Genomic DNA, 18427 nt, shown 5'->3' on the forward strand with positions numbered 1-18427 from the left:
CAATCTGGGTCAAATGAGTGATACAGTTTCACCCATAAGACCCAATGGAGGCAATATGTCTGAATTTGAATTACTGGCGCAGGATCTGCTTGAGAAAGCAGAAGCGGAAGAACAACTGCGACAGGAAAATGATAAAAAGCTGCTCGGGCAGGTGCTGGAAATCTATGACCAGAAGTACGTGGCTGAACTGCTTAGAAAAGTTGGTAAAAATGAGTGGAGTCGCGAGACTCTTAATCGCTGGATTAATGGTAAGTGCTCACCTAAGACGCTGACGTTAGCCGAAGAGGAACTTCTACGAAAAATGCTTCCGGAAGCGCCTGCACATCACCCTGACTATGCCTTCCGGTTTATTGACCTGTTTGCTGGGATTGGAGGTATACGGAAGGGCTTCGAAACCATCGGTGGCCAGTGCGTTTTTACCAGTGAATGGAATAAAGAGGCTGTGCGCACATATAAAGCTAACTGGTTTAACGATGCTCAGGAACACACTTTCAATCTCGATATTCGGGAAGTCACGCTCAGTGATAAACCTGAAGTACCTGAAAACGATGCCTATGCTTACATTAATGAGCATGTGCCGGATCATGATGTACTTCTAGCAGGTTTCCCCTGTCAACCGTTCAGCCTTGCGGGCGTAAGCAAGAAAAACTCGCTCGGGCGCGCGCATGGTTTCGAATGTGAGGCTCAGGGAACGCTTTTCTTCGATGTGGCGCGTATTATACGCGCAAAAAAACCTGCCATCTTTGTTCTTGAAAACGTTAAAAACCTGAAGAGCCATGACAAGGGTAAAACCTTTAAAGTCATCATGGATACCCTCGACGAACTGGGCTATGAAGTTGCGGATGCAGCTGAGATGGGCAAAAACGATCCTAAAGTTATCGACGGAAAGCACTTTTTACCTCAGCACCGAGAACGTATCGTTTTGGTCGGTTTCCGTCGTGATCTGAACATTCACCAGGGCTTTACCCTGCGCGATATTAGTCGTTTTTATCCGGAACAGCGTCCGTCATTTGGCGAACTGCTGGAACCCGTGGTTGACAGCAAATATATACTGACGCCGAAACTCTGGGAGTATCTCTATAACTACGCCAAAAAGCACGCAGCTAAGGGTAACGGATTCGGTTTTGGCCTCGTTAATCCTGAAAATAAAGAAAGCATTGCCCGTACGCTTTCTGCTCGCTATCACAAAGACGGGTCTGAAATTCTGATAGACCGTGGCTGGGATATGGCCACAGGTGAAACAGACTTCGCGAACGAAGAAAATCAGGCGCATCGGCCCCGCAGGCTGACTCCACGAGAGTGCGCGCGCCTTATGGGTTTTGAAAAAGTAGATGGCAGGCCTTTTCGCATTCCTGTGTCAGACACTCAGTCGTACAGGCAGTTCGGTAACTCCGTAGTGGTGCCCGTGTTTGAAGCCGTAGCCAAACTGCTTGAACCTTATATCCTGAAAGCGGTTAATGCCGATTCGTGCAAGGTTGAACGAATCTGATCGCTCCTCCCGGTATTTATGCCGGGAGATAATCTATGGAATATCTGCGTAAAGCCCTGTCAGCTCAGCAATAAACGCACCTAGCGTCATTAGCTCAGCTCTCACCGCCTCCGGGTATTTTTTGTGCAGCGATGATGGCACGACCAATCTGACACCCGACTCCCGCATCTCCCGATATTGAGCCAGAGAAACTCCCTCTTGGAGTGTAAACAGATGCACCTGATGAATTTTATCGGCCTCATTCAGTATCTGACGCCAGCGATCCTTACAGGTAGTCTTGACTGCCAGCATGCGCAGATTTTCTACGGGAAACTCAGTATCGTGGTAAGCCCCTGCGGAAGGGAAAAGGAAATCGGGTTTTTTATTACCTTCTGTGATGGCCTGCGTCGCAAAGTGTCGCAGGCCGTGCTCAATGAATAGATGCTCCAGGTGCAGTTCCAGCGACTTCCCGGCTCTGGATTTACGGCGATTGCTGACAGAATTGGCCAGCGCAATAAATTCATCCACAGAGCCAAATCCTTTCCGGATGATATCCAGAACATGCAGTTCCTCAACCAATAGAAATATGTCGTACTCCACGCGCCGGCGGTCAAGAAGTTGCTCATCCGGATCAAGGGAATTTTTCACATAATGGCTGGCTGCATACTGAATAATTTCACTTCCCGACGGAAAGCGCAGGTGCCAGTCTTCAGGTAGAATATATTTATGATTTACTGGCGCTTGCTGTAGAGATAGTCCGCCTAGAATCTGTCCTGCGGGGCCGGATATAAGCGCTCCGGGTATAACTTCACCAATAGCGGTCTCAATGACGTCCTCTTCATCAGTGCTGGCGCATACCCAAATATTTACTTCCTTACAGTCCCCCCCTTGCTCATCAAGCTTGAAAGCCAGGAGCGTCAGAGCCCCTGTATTTTCAGGATTCTGAAGTGGGCTGCCTCTACCCCAGCGGGTAATCCTTTTTTCATTCCGGGTTTTACCAAAATGACGGCTGTTATAATAAATTGCCCGGGCTTCGCTGTCAGGGCAATCATGCGATGACACATGTGCGGTGAGAAAAACCGAAGGGTTCAGTTCACGGGTATGGTTGATAGACGGAAAGAGTTTTTCAACGATACCTGAAGGGATATAAAGCCCTACCTGGTGACCACCTGTTGCGCCGGTATCGTTGGCGGAAAGGCGTTTGATGTAGACGAAGTAATTCTCACATGCGATCTCAAGTAGCCAGTTGTGGAAAACCGACATAAGCATCCCCTGTTACCCTGAAACTCTACTCACCATTTTTTCATGATTATATACAAACAGCCAGAAAGGCTGTTACAGACGATTTGATCTGCAACCTATTGGTTAAATTAATGTATCAAAAACGATGGTTTTTGTGACAGTCTTGAAAAGTCCTGACTTCTCCCGAAAAATGACTCCCCTCATGTAACAAAACTCGTTACTGTATCAACATAACAATAACCCCATAACTAATTAGCGAGAAAAGAATGAAAATCGGCTATGCACGTAAATCTACGCATCTTCAGGATGTGGCGCACCAGGTTGACGAACTAACAAAAGCTGGATGTGAGCAAATCTATCAGGATCAGACCTCACGTAGCGGCCCCAAGCGCGACAAAAAAGGTGCGCCGGAACTGGAGAACTGCCTGAAAGCATTGCGCGAGGGAGATACCCTAGTAGTTTGGGCACTAGATCGGCTCGGCGGTTCATTGGGTCAAGTCATTACTTTACTCGACGACCTGAAGAAACGCGGAATAACTTTCATAGCCATCAAGGACAGAATAGACACAAATGCGCCAGTTATAGGGGAAATCTATACTCATCTGATGGCGATATTCTCTAGCTTTGAACGCAACCGCAATATTGAAAGAACGCGCTCAGGCCTTGCAGCTGCACGCGCAAGGGGCCGTGTGGGAGGGAGAAAACCGTCACTTTCTGAAGAAGATGTTAAACAAATTAGAATCTTACTTGCTGATCCTGAAATGACAGTTGGTGCAGTTGCTAAGCGCTTCAACGTTTCTCGCATGACTATTTATCGCTACACCACAAAATCATGAATGACCGCAGCATGGCGGTTTTATTTTCTTATGCCCGTCAGGGCATGGAAGGCGACCACGCCGGACTTAAACGGGCACCGGCCGCAAATCGCCGGAAACCGCAACGCTGACCGTATCGCCCGGCCCAGCCCCTCCCTGCAAAGCCATAACCCAGCCCGCCGCCACGCAGCTGCCGCACGTCCCCCACGGGGGTGCGCAGTGGGCGCCGCGCGCCTGCGCGCGGGAACGGCGGCCCGCCTTCGGGTCGCGGCGCCGTACTGCGCGTTAGCGGCCGCACGCGGCCGGTTACGGGGGACACTACGCCATACGACCAGCGACCCGCTGAGCTGCACAATCCACGGATAACACAAGCTACATACATGTCGATATGGGAATCGGCCCACCTTGCCGGGCTGCGTAATTGCATCGGACTTGACTACCCATTTGCATTTTACTTGGTGACCGTTTGCAGATTACTTGACCATCACCAACTAAATCTGTCCCATTAGATTTAGTTGGCGTAAGGCCTTACATCTTAACGGCTGCTGTGTGCCAGGAGCGGAAGTAGCCAACATTGTTATCTGTGTAAATTTAAAGGGAATAGGTCAATCTGTTATGTCATCCTTGTTTCTTTTAGGTCATGTAGTAAATTATAGATGGTTATTCATTATAAAGAGAGTGTTAGCGTGTCTATCCTTCATCCAACTTTGGAAAACATACTCCGTTTAAAGGTTGCACCCACTCCCGGTGAGCTTCACTTGTTAAATCACCTTACGGAGAACTTGGATGATAGCTACGAAATTTTCTTTAATCCATTTATTGATGGGGATCGCCCAGACTTTATCATTCTTAAAAAAAACACGGCAATATTTATTGTTGAAGTGAAGGACTATAACCTAGTTAATTATAGTGTGGATGCTTTTAATAAATGGCAAGTTAGTTCTGAAAAAGGGGTGTCGAAGATTTCATCACCTCAATCGCAAGCTTTCAGGTATAAGTCAAATTTATATAATCTACACTTACCAGTATTAGGTCTGTCTTATCTAAAAAATCGCAATTTTTTTAACATTGTCCAGCCGTTTGTTTACTTACACAAAGGAAATAAAGCCAATATAGATTCGTTATATTCCCACGCCCAGAGTGAATTGATGGCGCAATCTAGGTATATTGATGCACAATACAGGAATAAAGAAATTTCTATAGAGCAATACAATCAACAGGCAGATAAAATCTCGCGGCTAAAAAGAAAGTCAAGTAGAGATAAGTCCATGGCTTACGGCGCTGATCGAATAAAAGAACTCGTTAATAAAATTAAAAGCTTTAAGCCACACGTCCTGTTCGACGATCGTGTGTATGACGATTTTAAAAGACGCCTGATGCCAAGCGACCATACGTTAAAACAGGGAAAAAAAATCTTCTTAGATAAGCGTCAGAGTAAGTTGGCAATAAGCGTGTCTGGAAAAGAAAAGATTAAGGGTGTAGCAGGCTGTGGCAAAACTACTATCATTGCAAATCGAGCGGTAAATGCATTTCATCGGCATGATGATATTGTACTGATTCTGACTTTCAATATTACACTAAAAAACCTCATTAAAGACCGAATCAGCGATGTTCTTGGTTATCGAGACGATCAACATTTCGCAGTGACAAATTATCATCAGTTTTTCATGTCTCAATTGATTGAGACAGAACAGGATGTTAGTGAATTAATTGAAAAATATGGATTTAATGAATTATTTAACCGTGATTTATTCAGCGATTTTTCTGTTAGTAAGTATCGGACAATTTTGATTGATGAAGTTCAGGACTTTGAAAATGAATGGGTAAAAATTATTCGTGACAACTTCCTCAATCACGAGGGTGAAATGGTTCTGTTTGGTGATGAATCACAAAATATTTATGAGAGAGATAGCAAAAGAGCGGACGTCATCGCGCAGGGATTCGGTGACTGGAAGAAATTAAGTCGTTCCTATCGTACAAGCAGTGACTCGCCTTTGAATCGAATTTTTAAAGATTATCAATTGAAGTATCTGGTTGAAAAACATGCAGATATAGATTTATTTGAACAACAAAATATCCAGTCAGAAATGAATTTTGATATTATCAAATATCACTTCTTTCCATCCGACTGGGAAAACAAATGCTTTGAAACAATTCAAACCTACATCAGAAATTATAGTTTCAATCCAAATGATATTGTTATTCTGTCGTCTAATATTTTTCTTGTTCGTCGATTAAATGAAAGATTCAATGAATTTGAAAATACCACCTGTATGTTTGAAACATATGAAGAACTAATTGAACTCCTACCGGAAGGAAAGAAGCATTACGATATCAATAGATTAAAATTGCTTACAAAAGAGGAGTTGCGTGATTTTATTAAGCGACATACTGGTATTAAATCTGATATTGAACGGGTAAGAAGGACAAAGAAAAATCATTTTTATCCGAATAGTGGATTGATCAAACTATCCACGATACATAGTTATAAAGGCCTGGAGTCTAAAACCGTATTTTATATTATGGATGACACGGATACTCCTGAGGTTATCTATACATCGATCACGCGATCTATTGAGAATCTCATTATCTTGGATAAAAGTAGTGAGGGGAAATATACAAATTTTTTCAGCGAAATCAATGCGAATTGAAAAAAATTCTATACAGCTCAGCTGTAAACAGCCCGCTTAACCGGACTATTTCACTTTTAGAGATCTTCCGGCAAACCAACTTCCGTTTCTCGCTCATAGCTGCCGGTCAACTCGGAAGGAAACTGTCTCTATTTTCTGTTGGAGATGACCAAGAGAAGTGCAAACAGGCAGTCAAGTAAAATGCAAATGGGGAGTCAAGTGAATGCAAATACCCACCGGGCGCCGCTGCCGCGTGGGAATCGGCCCACCTTGCCAGGCGCTGCTGCCGTGTGGAAATCCGCCCATCTTGCCGGGCGCCGCTGCCGTGTGGAAATCCGCCCATCTTGCCGGGCGCCGCTGCCGCGTGGAAATCCGCCCATCTTGCCGGGCGCCGCTGCCGCGTGGGAATCGGCCCACCTTGCCAGGCGCCGCTGCCACGTGGGAATCGGCCCATCTTGCCGGGCGCTGCTGCCGCGTGGGAATCGGCCCACCTTGCCGGGCGCCGCTGCCGTGTGGAAATCCGCCCATCTTGCCGGGCGCCGCTGCCGTGTGGAAATCCGCCCATCTTGCCGGGCGCCGCTGCCGCGTGGGAATCGGCCCACCTTGCCAGGCGCCGCTGCCACGTGGGAATCGGCCCACCTTGCCGGGCGCCGCTGCCGTGTGGAAATCCGCCCATCTTGCCGGGCGCCGCTGCCGCGTGGGAATCGGCCCACCTTGCCAGGCGCCGCTGCCACGTGGGAATCGGCCCACCTTGCCGGGCGCCGCTGCCATGTGGAAATCCGCCCATCTTGCCGGGCGCCGCTGCCGCGTGGGAATCGGCCCACCTTGCCAGGCGCCGCTGCCACGTGGGAATCGGCCCACCTTGCCGGGCGCCGCTGCCGTGTGGAAATCCGCCCACCTTGCCAGGCGCCGCTGCCACGTGGGAATCGGCCCACCTTGCCGGGCGCCGCTGCCGTGTGGAAATCCGCCCATCTTGCCGGGCGCCGCTGCCGCGTGGGAATCGGCCCACCTTGCCAGGCGCCGCTGCCACGTGGGAATCGGCCCACCTTGCCGGGCGCCGCTGCCATGTGGAAATCCGCCCATCTTGCCGGGCGCCGCTGCCGCGTGGGAATCGGCCCACCTTGCCAGGCGCCGCTGCCACGTGGGAATCGGCCCACCTTGCCGGGCGCCGCTGCCGTGTGGAAATCCGCCCACCTTGCCAGGCGCCGCTGCCACGTGGGAATCGGCCCACCTTGCCGGGCGCCGCTGCCGTGTGGAAATCCGCCCATCTTGCCGGGCGCCGCTGCCGCGTGGGAATCGGCCCACCTTGCCAGGCGCCGCTGCCACGTGGGAATCGGCCCACCTTGCCGGGCGCCGCTGCCGTGTGGGAATGCACCCACCTTCCTGACGGAAATTAAAAAAACCTGTCAAATGACAGGCTCAAAGGTGCTGGTTTATGTCAGACGGGATTTTGCTTATCGAGTATTGAGAACAAAAACTTCCCTGAATCATCAATACGGTACTTAGCAAACAAGGGGGTTTTCTCGTTTATCTGCTTTAATGCAGGATCAAGAAAAGATCGTTTCAATTCTGCCAGATTCTTCTGTTGGGATTCCGGCAAAAGGAAACGGTCATTTAACCAAGCATGAGTAGTAACCCATAAGCCTGAAGATTTGAATTGAGCAAGACTTTCATAAAGGCGGATCGTCCGGGGATTTCGAAGACTGCCACAATCGCGGAGCGAGTAGGTGGTGAACTGGTTCGTCAGGCCGTAAATGTACGGCAGGAGTTTATGGTTAAATTCGATTTCCCAGATACCACGAGCTGATCGGCTGCCAGCCTCTGTTAGCCAGGGGCGCGCGACGCAGTCAAAACGCCCTTCTTTCGGGTAAAAGATTACCGCAGAACGGCTTAACTCAAACACGCCTTCTTTAACATCCTTGATAGCCTGGTTACGGCTTACCTGAAAAATTTGCTGATAGTCAGCCACCTTTACTTTGAAAGTAGAGTCACCGAGTACAGCCATCTCATCATCATCTTCGCTTACTGAAGCTGTGAAATACGTCTGCATAAGGCATAACCAGAGAACGCGCTTTGCTTTTAGCGAGAGGTAGTAAGCAGCTTCGGTAAGCTCGTTAGACTGCTTAACTTTTATCTTTTTGTTCAGCAACTTATCCATGCGCCTTGCCTTTGTGGGTTAAAAATTACTCTCCACACTACCACAAAGTTCAAACAAGTAAATACATTTTTTACAGTTTCGCATAAGGTGGGCCAATTCCCATAACAAGGTGGGCTAATTCCCATAGTAAGGTGGGCTGTTTCCCATAGATAGGTGGGGAAAATCCCATAACAAGGTGGGCGGATTCCCAGAGATAACACTTATTTATGATTTTAAATCAATGAGTTATATAGCTCTAAAAGACTTTAAAAAGATAAAAAATCTATAAAATACCTTTTAAAAATATGCCTGTGGATATGTGCATATCATCGCTTACCAGCGCCGCTTCGCGGCTCGGTCAACCCCTCAGAACCGCGAAAACAAGTTTCGCAGTTCTGAGGGGTTCATGTTTTAATCCGAGCATGGCGCCAGCACCTTCGCGGCACCATCGAGGCCCGCGCTGCTGCCGCACCGGGCCTCACCCTCAAATAAAATAAAGTTTATAAAAATCGTACTTGTATTGACCCCTGTTTATTCTGAGTATATCCTTTCTGTAACCAAAACTACGGAGGCGCCACAGATGGCTCAGAAAAACAGAATTTCAGAAACAGAATGGAAACAGCTGCTGCCGCAAATGGCTTCCTTTGCACACATCACAACAGATATTGGCTATTCCGTGCTTGTCAAAGGTGAGAAATCATCAGACGTAGCCACGCGAGTAGGCCGTTCCAAGCAAAACATTTCCAGCACCGTTAAGCGAATCTGGGATTTGTACCAGAACACCACTCTTAAAGCCGAGAACGGCGAACCATTAAAATTAGTTCAGGTCTGGATACCAGCAAGCCTTGCTGAAACTGTTTTAAAAGAAGCCGCGAAGTACAGCATTAATAACATCACGACCTCGGAAATGGAAAAAAAATAAAGTCCGAAAGGACTTTATTTTAAGACTACTAACGCGGCTTTATTACAGTGCTCGCCACCACAGTAAACCACTATCCCCGGTTTACCCCAGAGATTGATATGACACACCGGGCAGCTGTACTTTTCCCGGTTTGTTTTGTTCACCGGCGCTTCAGGCGGCGGGGTTACAAATCGCATGGCCTCTATGATCTCGTCGTCGAGTTCAACCGGGTCGCGCCCTTCCTCCACCTCCTGTTCGTGTTCGCTATCATCTTCCTCGTCGTCAATATAGCCTTTTCCTGTAGGGCTTAGCACAGCGCCAGGCTTAGGCTGGTAAGGCGGAAACCTGTCCATCCAGGAAAGCCGGAAATGGCCTGTCAGCAGTTCATCACAGGCCATATCGAAAAGGCCACCGGCAATAATATAATGGGTCATGCTCTGGCCCACTTTCCTGCCTCCCGGTTCGCCGGTATCAGAAGGCATTAGTCCTACCCGTTCCATCCGGGCCGCCCACTGTTTGTTGTGATAGCCACGGCGGCCAGGCTCGCCAAAATGGAATTGCCACTGATGAACCATCTCATGCACCAGTGTTGAAAGCGTGGCCTTTATGGTTCTGATCGAGAAATACACCGGATTCATAGCGATCTCGTCTACCGTGTACCCACTCTCACGGCCGACGAAACGCTTAAAGGAACAATAGCCATACGTTCGCTTCTCACGCTGCAACGTTATCAGGCATGGCGGCAGCTCGTTGCTGAATAGCTTCTCATTGAAAAAATCGTAGGCTCTCTGAAGTTCATCGTAGGTTTCGGGCGTAGGCAAATTCACTGCTAACCTCACATATATGTATTGTGCAATACACATAATTTAGCTGATCTTTTATACAGAGGAAACGGCTTTTACCGAAAACCGCGAAACCGTGCCGAAACTTGTTTCGGCCGGTTGAGGGGTTAACCGGCCCGTGTACGGCGCCGGTAATTATTTGATGGTGGCTATTGGTATTGAGCGCCAGTCTGTCGTGTAATCAGGTGACAACATCTGACGACGCATGGCAAAGGAGTTATCGATGCCCTGGCCTGCAAAAAAAAGCTGGCTCTTTCCACGCCGGTTTATACCATCAAGAACAGCCATTAAAGCCTCGCTGCCAGCTGAAGGCGTAGCAGAGTCGAATAAATCAAGCTGGGCCTCCTTCCCGCTAAAATCTGCCAGCATGACCCCTGCTTTTGCATACGCAATATCTTCCCGCCAGATCCGCGCCAGCGCGGCTTGTGCTGCCTGAATTATCGTGCGGCTGTCCTGGGTTGCCACCGTCAGTTTTTCGGTTGCCTGATTGGCATACTGTGTATCACGCACTGAATAAGGACTGGTACGGATAAAGACGCTTATGACGCGGCAGTATTGCCTCTCATTACGCAGTTTTTCAGCTGCGCGCGCTGCAAATCCGGTGACAGCCTGCTGCATGTCCGTCAGGGTTTCTACGCGTTGGCCGAATGAGCGCGACACAACAATCTGCTGCTTCGCAGGAGGGTTTTCTCCCAGGCTGAAGCAAGCCTCGCCGCGCAACTCCCGTACCGTTCTTTCAAGCACAACGCCGAATGTTTTACGGATTAGGCGCGTATCTGCCCTGGCTAAATCCAGCACCGTTTTGATCCCCATTGTGGCGAGTGCTTTCTCTGTACGATGGCCGACGCCCCAGACTTCCGCAACCGGCAGGATGCTCATTAATTTCTTCAGTCTGGCGCCATCGTCCAGAGCAACCACCCCGCCAGTAGCGGGCCATGTTTTTGCAGCGTGGTTACACAGCTTCGCCAGCGTCTTAGTACGGGCAATACCGACCCCGCATACCAGCGTTGTGTGTCGCCTGACTTCCTCGCGCAGTTGGCGCCCGAAAGCGTCAAGGCTCATGGCGGCCGTTATCCCTTTGCAGTCAACAAAAAGCTCGTCGATTGAATACTGTTCGACGTGGCTTGCAAGGGACTCAACTACGGCCGCGAACCGGGCCGACATGGAGGCATAGAGAGTGTAATTAGAGCTAAAAATAGCGATGTTATGACGCTCGATTATGGGTCTGACTTTGAAGTACGGATCGCCCATTTTCAGGCCCGCTTTCTTCGCCAGGTAATTACGGGCCACAATGTTGCCGTCATTGTTGGATAAAACGGCCACTGCTCGGTTTGCCAGATCTGGCCTAAATGCCTGCTCACAGCTGGCGTACATGCCATTGACATCAATCAGCGCAAACATACCGGATGCTCGATAAGGGAATGCGTAACCACTCCCCAGATTTCAACGCTCTCATTATCCGGGTCAATGTAGTACACAGGAAAATCTTTGTTCATCGGCATCAGGCAGGGTCTGGGCCTCAGCAGTAGCCGCTTCACGGTAAATTCATTATGGATGCAGGCGACTACGATTGAGCCGTGGCTGGCCGTCAGCGAGCGATCCACAACCAGTACGTCACCATCATGGATGCGGCCATCTTCCATTGACGAGCCAGAAACCCGTAGGAAGTAAGTTGCTGAAGGGTGACGAACACAATACTCATGCAGGTTTAACTCCTGCTTTTCATAGCCCTGGGCCGGGCTGGGGAACCCCGCAGAAATTCTTTGCAGATAAAAAGGGATGCTGTGTACCCGGCTGGCGCCGGAGCTTTCAAAAATATCGACCTTCATAGCGATCTACCAAATCACTGTTTACTTATACAGTATCGCTGTTATGGTCAGGTTGGCAAGTTTTACAGGTACTCTACTATATGTAGTGCTGCTTCAGCTGCCAACGAACGCTATATATAGTGTTTGTTGGCTTTCTGTTTTCTCAGTGTCCCCTGTAACCGGCCGCGTGGCGGCGGGCTAGCAGGGAGGGGGGGTGGCCTGTCGCTCCGGTCAGTCCCGCAGTTTCCGGCGATTTGCCCCCGGTGTCCGGTGGAGTCCGGCGAGGTCGCCTTCCATGCTCTGACGGGCATAAAATTAGGTAAATATAATCCGTACTTATATTGACTTTAACGCCCCATTGTACGATAATTAAAAAGTGGCAGGTGATGTGCCTGCCGCTTAACCATCGCCGGTATCGGCTTTAAGAGGAAGTATCATGGAAACTATCGAAATCACCGCCCGCTACATTTCTGAAAACGCCCGCATGAACTTCATGCCTGCGGCATTTCGTGGCGCTTTCTTCAGCGCAGATCACTTCATTCAGTCCTTTCTGAATCGTTACGCTAAAGACTACCAGGGAGGGTATTGGGAATACCTTCAGGCCAGCAATGGCGCGTTTTTTATGGAAGCGCCCCAACCTCTTTGGCTCTCGTTACCTAACTATTTTGAAGGTGAATGCAGCGCGCGCGAAGTAGGGATTATTGTTTGTCTGTATGCCTACAGTTACTTTTGCGGGCTGGCATATGAAGAAGGCAAAGCCGAACTGAACGAAACGATGGCTAACCGGTATCACCTGTTGCGGGAGTACGTTAATACGCTGGAGAACGAAAGCCAGAATCGTATTTATCGTGCCATTGATTAACTGATAACCAGGCGGGCAAAGCCCGCCTTATCGTGACTGTCACGCTCAGGGGAAACTATGTTAGCGACACTTCAACACCCTACCGCCTGGCAATTGCCAGATCGGTTAATGCTTTTGGAACTGTTAATGTTCGATTACCGTAATTCCGATCAGGAGCGCTACGGCCAGCAAATCTATCACCACTATCGTAAACAGGGTAATCATCGCTGGGATACTTCTGTTCATCAGGATAGCGGCGGCCAATACGCGATTATTTTCCGGCACTCCTTCAGCAAAAAACAGGCTGATGGCGTTAAGCGAACGATGATCCGCGATGAAACCGTTATACGGGCAGGTACGGCGCAGGAGCTGACAGAAGCGACATTTCCCGACTTCCAGGATAGCGATATTCTGAAGGCGTCGGATTTCTTTAAGTCGCTTATCCAGCGCAAAGCGGCAGACGTAACACAAACCGATATTTGAGGATCAGCGATGCTGAACAAAACCGAAAACAACACCAACATTAGTAGTATCAACCCCTGTTCTACAGAGAGCCTAATAGCCGTGACGGGAAATGATGGAGAGACGCATATCATTCAGCGTGAGTTAATATCCCACTCTGTTGAAGGGCATGAAGCCACAATCATTCACCTTGTAACCGGGAAGTCGATAAGGGTTTCTTTGTCATCTGAAATTCTGGCAAAAAAACTAGGCATTACCGTGTCTGAATAACGGGTTTTGTTGCTTGTTATAAGGTTTTATCCGTGTGTGGCAGAGTTCTAAAAAGGGAAACGTGAGAGATTATGAATACGATTAGTATAACGGAAATCGTGTTGAGTGTGCTTCTTGCGGGCGCTTTGGGGCCGGTTTTATTACGTCGAAAAAAAGGTCTGCTGTTACTGTTGTTGATTCTGGTCTGCACGATACTTTTGCTTCATGGTGTCACTACGATTTACTGATGTGGTCGAAAATCTTTAAAAGCGAACCCCCGGACGTCACCCCTCCGGGGCCGTTCTGCTGTGCTGCGCATCGAGCCGCTACGCGTCTCGCCCCGCTCACGCGGGCAGCTGCCACTGACGCCTCCGGCCTGCGGCCTCCGCGCTCCGCTTGGCAACCCCTTCCCCTGCTGCCGCTCATTTCCCCTTCAGCCTCCTATCATGATTCGTCTCCTGCATTATCCGTGGATTGTGCAGCTCAGTGGGGCGCTGGCCGTGACGGTGCGGTGTCCCCCGTAACCGGCCGCGCGGCGGCCGCTAACTCGCAGTACGGCGCCGCGACCCGCAGGCGGGCCGCCGTACCCGCGCGCAGGCGCGCGGCGCCCACTGCGCACCCCCGTGGGGGACGTGCGGCAGCTGCGTGGCGGCGGGCTGGGTTATGGCTTAGCAGGGAGGGGGGTGGCCTGTTGCTCCGGTCAGTCCCGCAGTTTCCGGCGATTTGCGGCCGGTGTCCGGTGGAGTCCGGCGCGGTCGCCTTCCATGCCCTGACGGGCATAAAAACAGGTAAATAAATTCCGTACTTGTATTGACTTTAAAGGCATAATCACCGATAATTAAATCATCGGGAGGCAACACCGCCACCCGAAAAATTGCCGGTATCGGCGCTTACAGGAGTCGTCATGCACTTTACTAACTTCCTTCAGCGTTACTTCGATATAGAGATTGAACATACCTTTGACCCTACCATTCAGGGCAGCAACGAAACGGGTAAAGACGTCACTAAAATCTGGATCTATGAGAAGGGCGAGGATAGCGAACCGCTGCTTACTCTGACAGAAGCATGGTGGTATACCGAGACAAAAACGGCTGGTAACTGGCTTATCGGCAACGTGTATTCAACGCTTGAGCATGGGCGTGAAATTCATGAAAGCGAATTTCGTAAACTGGTAACAGCTGGCAAGGTTATATCAGCATGAGTAAGGGGAATAAAATGCTTATTAATCGGATAGCGGTTATCGGGCTTGCAGTTGTCTCAGCCGCTACGCAGGCAGGTGTGCCGCCGGTTAAGTTTTTTTACCGGGATACAGTCCCGGTAAGCATTACGCTGGACGAACCCGCAACGGGGTGCAGCATGGCCGGTGTGATTGTTCATCCAGTGGATCGGCCAGCGGCAAAAGTGGCATGGTTTAGCGAGCGGATTTGCGGTAAAAAACGTTACCCGGTTAGCTTTATCAGTGATGAAATTAGCGCCCCGCATAACGTGATCCATAAAGGGGAAAAGTTTCACGTTACCCCGGCTCAGGTCAATCTCCTGGACGCGCAAAACCTCTAATTAAATCATCGGGTGGCAATACCGCCGCCCGAACAATCGCCGGTATCGGCAACCATCAAGGAGTTCACATGTATCACTATCTCGTTTTTGTCCCTCTCGCATTAATTATTAGCGCCGCTGCGCTTGCCCTGCCCTGGTTTATCGTTCGTGCGGGATACAGGGATCTGGTGCAGATCACCTGCGCCTGCGTCTCTGTTCTGGGCCTGTGTGCGGCGACAGGGGTTTTCAGCTACTTCGATAATAAGCCGCTTGCGTTTCTGTACGGTTGCGGCGCGCTGGCGTGCTTTTTGTACGCGGTAGACTGCGCGATACCGTTGTATATGACGCGTAAAAAGCCACGTAAGCAGCTGTAAGAAAAAAGGCGGGAATCCCCGCCTTTTTTTATTGAGGCTGTCAGAAAGCGATTCAGGCACTCTATGAACGCTTTGCAAGATATAAAATTATGTATGCACATTCCGTACTTATATTGACTTTGAGGACATAATCACCGATAATTAAATCATCGGGAGGCAACACCGTCGCCCGCAAAATTGCCGGTATCGGCGCGCAAAGGAGTACATCATGGATTACCAGACCCGCTTAAATTCTGATATAACCAAAGAGATTGATTATCTGGCATCACTGCGTAAACAACGCATGGTGGCGGATCTGCGCACAGAGCTGGTTTACGGCTCCCTGGAGCGTCTGGCAGATATGATCTGCAACACCGTCACTGACTGGTCGCTTCCCTGCCCTGTTCTGCCGCTTTCTTCCGTACAGCAATGGCACAAAGCCCGCGAAATCGTCCTGGCAGATTATGAGGACTTCGGCCACGATGCCTGGGACTTTGCCCGCCACTATATGAAAACAGAGCTTAGCTTCGGTTATGCCTGCTACAAAGACGATATTGCCTGATGATTAACAACATGGGGGGCTAACGCCTCCCTGATAAACTGACCCTTTTAATGGCCTTACCGCCGATTTCAGATGGAACGAGAGATAAACAGCGGCAGACTCCGGGCGTTACCCCTTCGGGGCCGCTCTGCTGTGCTGCGCATCGAGCCGGTTCCCGTCTCGCCCCGCTTACGCGGGCAGCGGCCGCTAACGCCTCCGGCCTTCGGCCTCCGCGCTCCGCTTGGCCTCCGGGCTTTGCCCTCCGCGCTGGCGCTTGGCGGCTGGCGTCAGCCGCCAGCCAGGTTCGCCGGTATCTCAGCTGCCCGGTCATAAAGCCGTTCCGTTGGCGTAGGTCGTTCCGCCTATGACCGCAGTGAAACCGGGCGCGGCAGGTTGTCAACAGACGCTTCGCTCAAGCTGTTGACAACCTGCCTTATTCGCCCGGTTACAGTGCGGCCGTCGGAAACGACACCCCGCCAACTTCTCTACAGGTGCTATATGACCTCTACCATCCTCGAAAACCTACCGCAAATCATCACCTCGCTGGCCGCTCTGATTACGGCCGTAACCGGCCTAATCAAAGTGCTACGCGACAAAGACAAGTAACAGCCATCGGGGCGGCTGTGCCGCCCCTTTGCTGCTGCTTTCCGGTGATCTCTCCAGTTTATGTTCTGACATTGTGCTAAATCCTGATGCCACACAGGGCGTTACCCCTTCGGGGCCGCTCTGCTGTGCTGCGCATCGAGCCGGTTCCCGTCTCGCCCCGCTTACGCAGGCAGCGGCCGCTAACGCCTCCGGCCTTCGGCCTCCGCGCTCCGCTTGGCAGGCCACACCCTGCGCCGGACTCGCCCGGCCGCAAGCGGCCGCCCCGCCCCTTCGGGGTGCCCACGCCCTTCAGGCGTCGGCATCCTTTGCCAGTGCGCTATTGTGTTATCCGTGGATTGTGCAGCTCAGCGGGGCACTGGCCGTAAGGGTGCGGTGTCCCCCGTAACCGGCCGCGCGGCGGCCGCTAACGCGCAGTACGGCGCCGCGACCCGCAGGCGGGCCGCCGTACCCGCGCGCAGGCGCGCGGCGCCCACTGCGCACCCCCGTGGGGGACGTGCGGCAGCTGCGTGGCGGCGGGCTGGGTTATGGCTTAGCAGGGAGGGGGGTGGCCTGTTGCTCCGGTCAGTCCCGCAGTTTCCGGCGATTTGCGGCCGGTGTCCGGTGGAGTCCGGCGCGGTCGCCTTCCATGCCCTGACGGGCATAAAAACAGGTAAATAAATTCCGTACTTGTATTGACTTTAAAGGCATAATCACCGATAATTAAATCATCGGGAGGCAATACCGCCGCCCGAAAAATTGCCGGTATCGGCGCTTTAAGGAGTACACCATGACTGATATTACGACCCCTTCTGTTTATGTTGGCACTTACCATAAATACAACTGCGGAAGCATTGCGGGAGCCTGGCTCGATCTGACCGATTTTGATAGCTCAGAGGAGTTTTACGAGCGCTGCCGCGAGTTACACGCAAATGAGGCTGATCCAGAATTTATGTTCCAGGATTGGGAGGGTATTCCGTCTGGTATGGCGTCAGAGTGCCATATCAACTGGGATTTTATTAACGGCTTTAAACAAGCCCGCGAGGAAGGTAACGAAGCGGCGTTTGTGGCCTTTGTTGATCTGTTTAATAGCACTGATTTCGACCTGTTTAGAGATGCCTATATGGGCGAAGCTAAGGACGAAGAAACTTTTGCAGAGGAATACCTGAATGATAGCGGTCTACTGAATGATATTCCTGAATCCGTAGCCCGATATTTTGACATCGTAGCCTATGCGCGGGATCTGTTTATTGGGGATTTCAGTTTACATGACGGACACGTATTTAACATGACTTGCTGAAACCTAGTCCCCCGCAACGCGGGGGATATTAAACACCGCTCTAATTAATCGCCGGTATCGGCAAACAGCCATCTGGGCGGCTGCGCCGCCCCTTTGCTGCTGCTTGCCGGTGATCTCTCCAGCTCATGTTCTGCCATTGCACTAAATCCTGATGCCACACCGGGCGTTACCCCTTCGGGGTCGCTCTGCTGTGCTGCGCATCGAGCCGGTTCCCGTCTCGCCCCGCTTACGCGGGCAGCGGCCGCTAACGCCTCCGGCCTTCGGCCTCCGCGCTCCGCTTGGCAGGCCACACCCTGCGCCGGACTCGCCCGGCCGCAAGCGGCCGCCCCGCCCCTTCGGGGTGCCCACGCCCTTCAGGCGTCGGCATCCTTTGCCAGTGCGCTATTGTGTTATCCGTGGATTGTGCAGCTCAGCGGGGCACTGGCCGTGACGGTGCGGTGTCCCCCGTAACCGGCCGCGCGGCGGCCGCTAACTCGCAGTACGGCGCCGCGACCCGCAGGCGGGCCGCCGTACCCGCGCGCAGGCGCGCGGCGCCCACTGCGCACCCCCGTGGGGGACGTGCGGCAGCTGCGTGGCGGCGGGCTGGGTTATGGCTTAGCAGGGAGGGGGGTGGCCTGTTGCTCCGGTCAGTCCCGCAGTTTCCGGCGATTTGCGGCCGGTGTCCGGTGGAGTCCGGCGCGGTCGCCTTCCATGCCCTGACGGGCATAAAAACAGGTAAAT

Annotated in this window: 17 protein-coding genes; 12 read left to right on the forward strand and 5 right to left on the reverse strand. The window is 51.3% G+C overall.

Annotation, left to right across the window (positions count from 1 at the left end; genetic code table 11):
- The first annotated feature begins 55 nt into the window (after window positions 1-55).
- The gene (locus EGY12_RS00180) at window positions 56-1489 is read left to right on the forward strand and encodes a DNA cytosine methyltransferase (RefSeq protein ID WP_001288432.1); all 1434 of its coding nucleotides are present in this window, start codon (window positions 56-58) and stop codon (window positions 1487-1489) included.
- A gap of 33 nt (window positions 1490-1522) precedes the next feature.
- Here EGY12_RS00180 and EGY12_RS00185 read toward each other — a convergent pair whose 3' ends face one another.
- Window positions 1523-2731, reverse strand: coding sequence for a type II site-specific deoxyribonuclease (locus tag EGY12_RS00185; protein WP_000110241.1), 1209 nt, complete (start codon window positions 2729-2731; stop codon window positions 1523-1525).
- Window positions 2732-2976: 245 nt separating this feature from the next.
- Between EGY12_RS00185 and EGY12_RS00190 the strand changes: the two genes are divergently transcribed.
- Together EGY12_RS00190 and EGY12_RS00200 are read left to right on the forward strand one after the other, a co-directional pair.
- The gene (locus EGY12_RS00190; protein ID WP_001749988.1) at window positions 2977-3546 is read left to right on the forward strand and encodes a recombinase family protein; all 570 of its coding nucleotides are present in this window, start codon (window positions 2977-2979) and stop codon (window positions 3544-3546) included.
- 665 nt (window positions 3547-4211) lie between these two features.
- Window positions 4212-6176 carry a nuclease-related domain-containing DEAD/DEAH box helicase gene (locus EGY12_RS00200; protein ID WP_166444370.1) on the forward strand — a complete coding sequence of 655 codons (1965 nt, stop codon included), beginning with the start codon at window positions 4212-4214 and terminating at the stop codon, window positions 6174-6176.
- Between the two features lie 1417 nt (window positions 6177-7593).
- Here EGY12_RS00200 and EGY12_RS00210 read toward each other — a convergent pair.
- Window positions 7594-8313 (reverse strand): replication initiation protein, encoded by a 720-nt coding sequence (locus EGY12_RS00210; RefSeq protein ID WP_012561120.1) that lies wholly within the window; start codon window positions 8311-8313, stop codon window positions 7594-7596.
- Window positions 8314-8872: 559 nt separating this feature from the next.
- Between EGY12_RS00210 and ardK the strand changes: the two genes are divergently transcribed.
- Window positions 8873-9214 (forward strand): antirestriction protein ArdAB regulator ArdK, encoded by a 342-nt coding sequence (ardK, locus tag EGY12_RS00215; protein ID WP_000057569.1) that lies wholly within the window; start codon window positions 8873-8875, stop codon window positions 9212-9214.
- A 14-nt stretch (window positions 9215-9228) separates the two neighbouring features.
- Here ardK and EGY12_RS00220 read toward each other — a convergent pair whose 3' ends face one another.
- From EGY12_RS00220 to mucA, 3 genes are all read right to left on the reverse strand, one after another.
- Window positions 9229-10020, reverse strand: coding sequence for a SprT-like domain-containing protein (locus tag EGY12_RS00220; protein ID WP_012561121.1), 792 nt, complete (start codon window positions 10018-10020; stop codon window positions 9229-9231).
- A 150-nt stretch (window positions 10021-10170) separates the two neighbouring features.
- A complete protein-coding gene (mucB, locus tag EGY12_RS00225; protein ID WP_012561122.1) occupies window positions 10171-11436 on the reverse strand; it encodes a translesion error-prone DNA polymerase V subunit MucB in 1266 nt (421 codons plus the stop codon).
- On the reverse strand, window positions 11424-11864 hold the full coding sequence (mucA, locus tag EGY12_RS00230) for a translesion error-prone DNA polymerase V autoproteolytic subunit MucA (RefSeq protein WP_000861760.1): 441 nt from the start codon (window positions 11862-11864) through the stop codon (window positions 11424-11426). Before mucA ends, mucB begins: the two co-directional genes overlap by 13 nt.
- Window positions 11865-12279: 415 nt before the next feature.
- On the opposite strand from mucA, the gene ardB reads away from it, so the two are divergent.
- The 8 genes from ardB to EGY12_RS00275 all read left to right on the forward strand — a co-directional run bounded on the left by ardB (window position 12280) and on the right by EGY12_RS00275 (window position 17707).
- Window positions 12280-12705: an antirestriction protein ArdB gene (gene ardB / locus EGY12_RS00240; RefSeq protein WP_000447669.1), complete on the forward strand. Its 426-nt coding sequence runs from the start codon at window positions 12280-12282 to the stop codon at window positions 12703-12705.
- A gap of 57 nt (window positions 12706-12762) precedes the next feature.
- Window positions 12763-13167 carry an antirestriction protein ArdAB regulator ArdR gene (ardR, locus tag EGY12_RS00245; protein ID WP_000881513.1) on the forward strand — a complete coding sequence of 135 codons (405 nt, stop codon included), beginning with the start codon at window positions 12763-12765 and terminating at the stop codon, window positions 13165-13167.
- Window positions 13168-13176: 9 nt separating this feature from the next.
- The gene (locus EGY12_RS00250; protein WP_000932975.1) at window positions 13177-13416 is read left to right on the forward strand and encodes a hypothetical protein; all 240 of its coding nucleotides are present in this window, start codon (window positions 13177-13179) and stop codon (window positions 13414-13416) included.
- An 883-nt stretch (window positions 13417-14299) separates the two neighbouring features.
- Window positions 14300-14596 (forward strand): protein CcgD, encoded by a 297-nt coding sequence (ccgD, locus tag EGY12_RS00255; protein ID WP_000545925.1) that lies wholly within the window; start codon window positions 14300-14302, stop codon window positions 14594-14596.
- Window positions 14593-14952 carry a hypothetical protein gene (locus EGY12_RS00260; RefSeq protein ID WP_019706033.1) on the forward strand — a complete coding sequence of 120 codons (360 nt, stop codon included), beginning with the start codon at window positions 14593-14595 and terminating at the stop codon, window positions 14950-14952. The genes ccgD and EGY12_RS00260 overlap by 4 nt, the downstream gene beginning before the upstream one ends.
- Before the next feature lie 68 nt (window positions 14953-15020).
- The gene (ccgC, locus tag EGY12_RS00265) at window positions 15021-15305 is read left to right on the forward strand and encodes a protein CcgC (protein WP_013263793.1); all 285 of its coding nucleotides are present in this window, start codon (window positions 15021-15023) and stop codon (window positions 15303-15305) included.
- 208 nt (window positions 15306-15513) lie between these two features.
- Window positions 15514-15846, forward strand: coding sequence for a hypothetical protein (locus EGY12_RS00270; protein WP_012561126.1), 333 nt, complete (start codon window positions 15514-15516; stop codon window positions 15844-15846).
- A gap of 1351 nt (window positions 15847-17197) precedes the next feature.
- Entirely contained in the window at window positions 17198-17707 is a 510-nt protein-coding gene (locus EGY12_RS00275) for an antirestriction protein ArdA (RefSeq protein WP_012561131.1), read from the forward strand.
- Window positions 17708-18427 lie beyond the last annotated feature (720 nt).

This window comes from Serratia sp. FDAARGOS_506, from assembly GCF_003812745.1.
Classification (GTDB): Bacteria; Pseudomonadota; Gammaproteobacteria; order Enterobacterales; family Enterobacteriaceae; genus Serratia.

Coding starts and splice junctions, on each gene's coding strand:
- EGY12_RS00260 (WP_019706033.1), top strand. CDS start 14,593: ATGAGTAAGGGGAATAAAATGCTTATTAATCGGATAGCGGTTATCGGG.
- mucA (WP_000861760.1), bottom strand. CDS start 11,864: ATGAAGGTCGATATTTTTGAAAGCTCCGGCGCCAGCCGGGTACACAGC.
- EGY12_RS00185 (WP_000110241.1), bottom strand. CDS start 2,731: ATGTCGGTTTTCCACAACTGGCTACTTGAGATCGCATGTGAGAATTAC.
- EGY12_RS00250 (WP_000932975.1), top strand. CDS start 13,177: ATGCTGAACAAAACCGAAAACAACACCAACATTAGTAGTATCAACCCC.
- EGY12_RS00270 (WP_012561126.1), top strand. CDS start 15,514: ATGGATTACCAGACCCGCTTAAATTCTGATATAACCAAAGAGATTGAT.
- ardR (WP_000881513.1), top strand. CDS start 12,763: ATGTTAGCGACACTTCAACACCCTACCGCCTGGCAATTGCCAGATCGG.
- EGY12_RS00180 (WP_001288432.1), top strand. CDS start 56: ATGTCTGAATTTGAATTACTGGCGCAGGATCTGCTTGAGAAAGCAGAA.
- EGY12_RS00190 (WP_001749988.1), top strand. CDS start 2,977: ATGAAAATCGGCTATGCACGTAAATCTACGCATCTTCAGGATGTGGCG.
- EGY12_RS00275 (WP_012561131.1), top strand. CDS start 17,198: ATGACTGATATTACGACCCCTTCTGTTTATGTTGGCACTTACCATAAA.
- ccgD (WP_000545925.1), top strand. CDS start 14,300: ATGCACTTTACTAACTTCCTTCAGCGTTACTTCGATATAGAGATTGAA.
- EGY12_RS00210 (WP_012561120.1), bottom strand. CDS start 8,313: ATGGATAAGTTGCTGAACAAAAAGATAAAAGTTAAGCAGTCTAACGAG.
- mucB (WP_012561122.1), bottom strand. CDS start 11,436: ATGTTTGCGCTGATTGATGTCAATGGCATGTACGCCAGCTGTGAGCAG.
- ardK (WP_000057569.1), top strand. CDS start 8,873: ATGGCTCAGAAAAACAGAATTTCAGAAACAGAATGGAAACAGCTGCTG.
- ccgC (WP_013263793.1), top strand. CDS start 15,021: ATGTATCACTATCTCGTTTTTGTCCCTCTCGCATTAATTATTAGCGCC.
- ardB (WP_000447669.1), top strand. CDS start 12,280: ATGGAAACTATCGAAATCACCGCCCGCTACATTTCTGAAAACGCCCGC.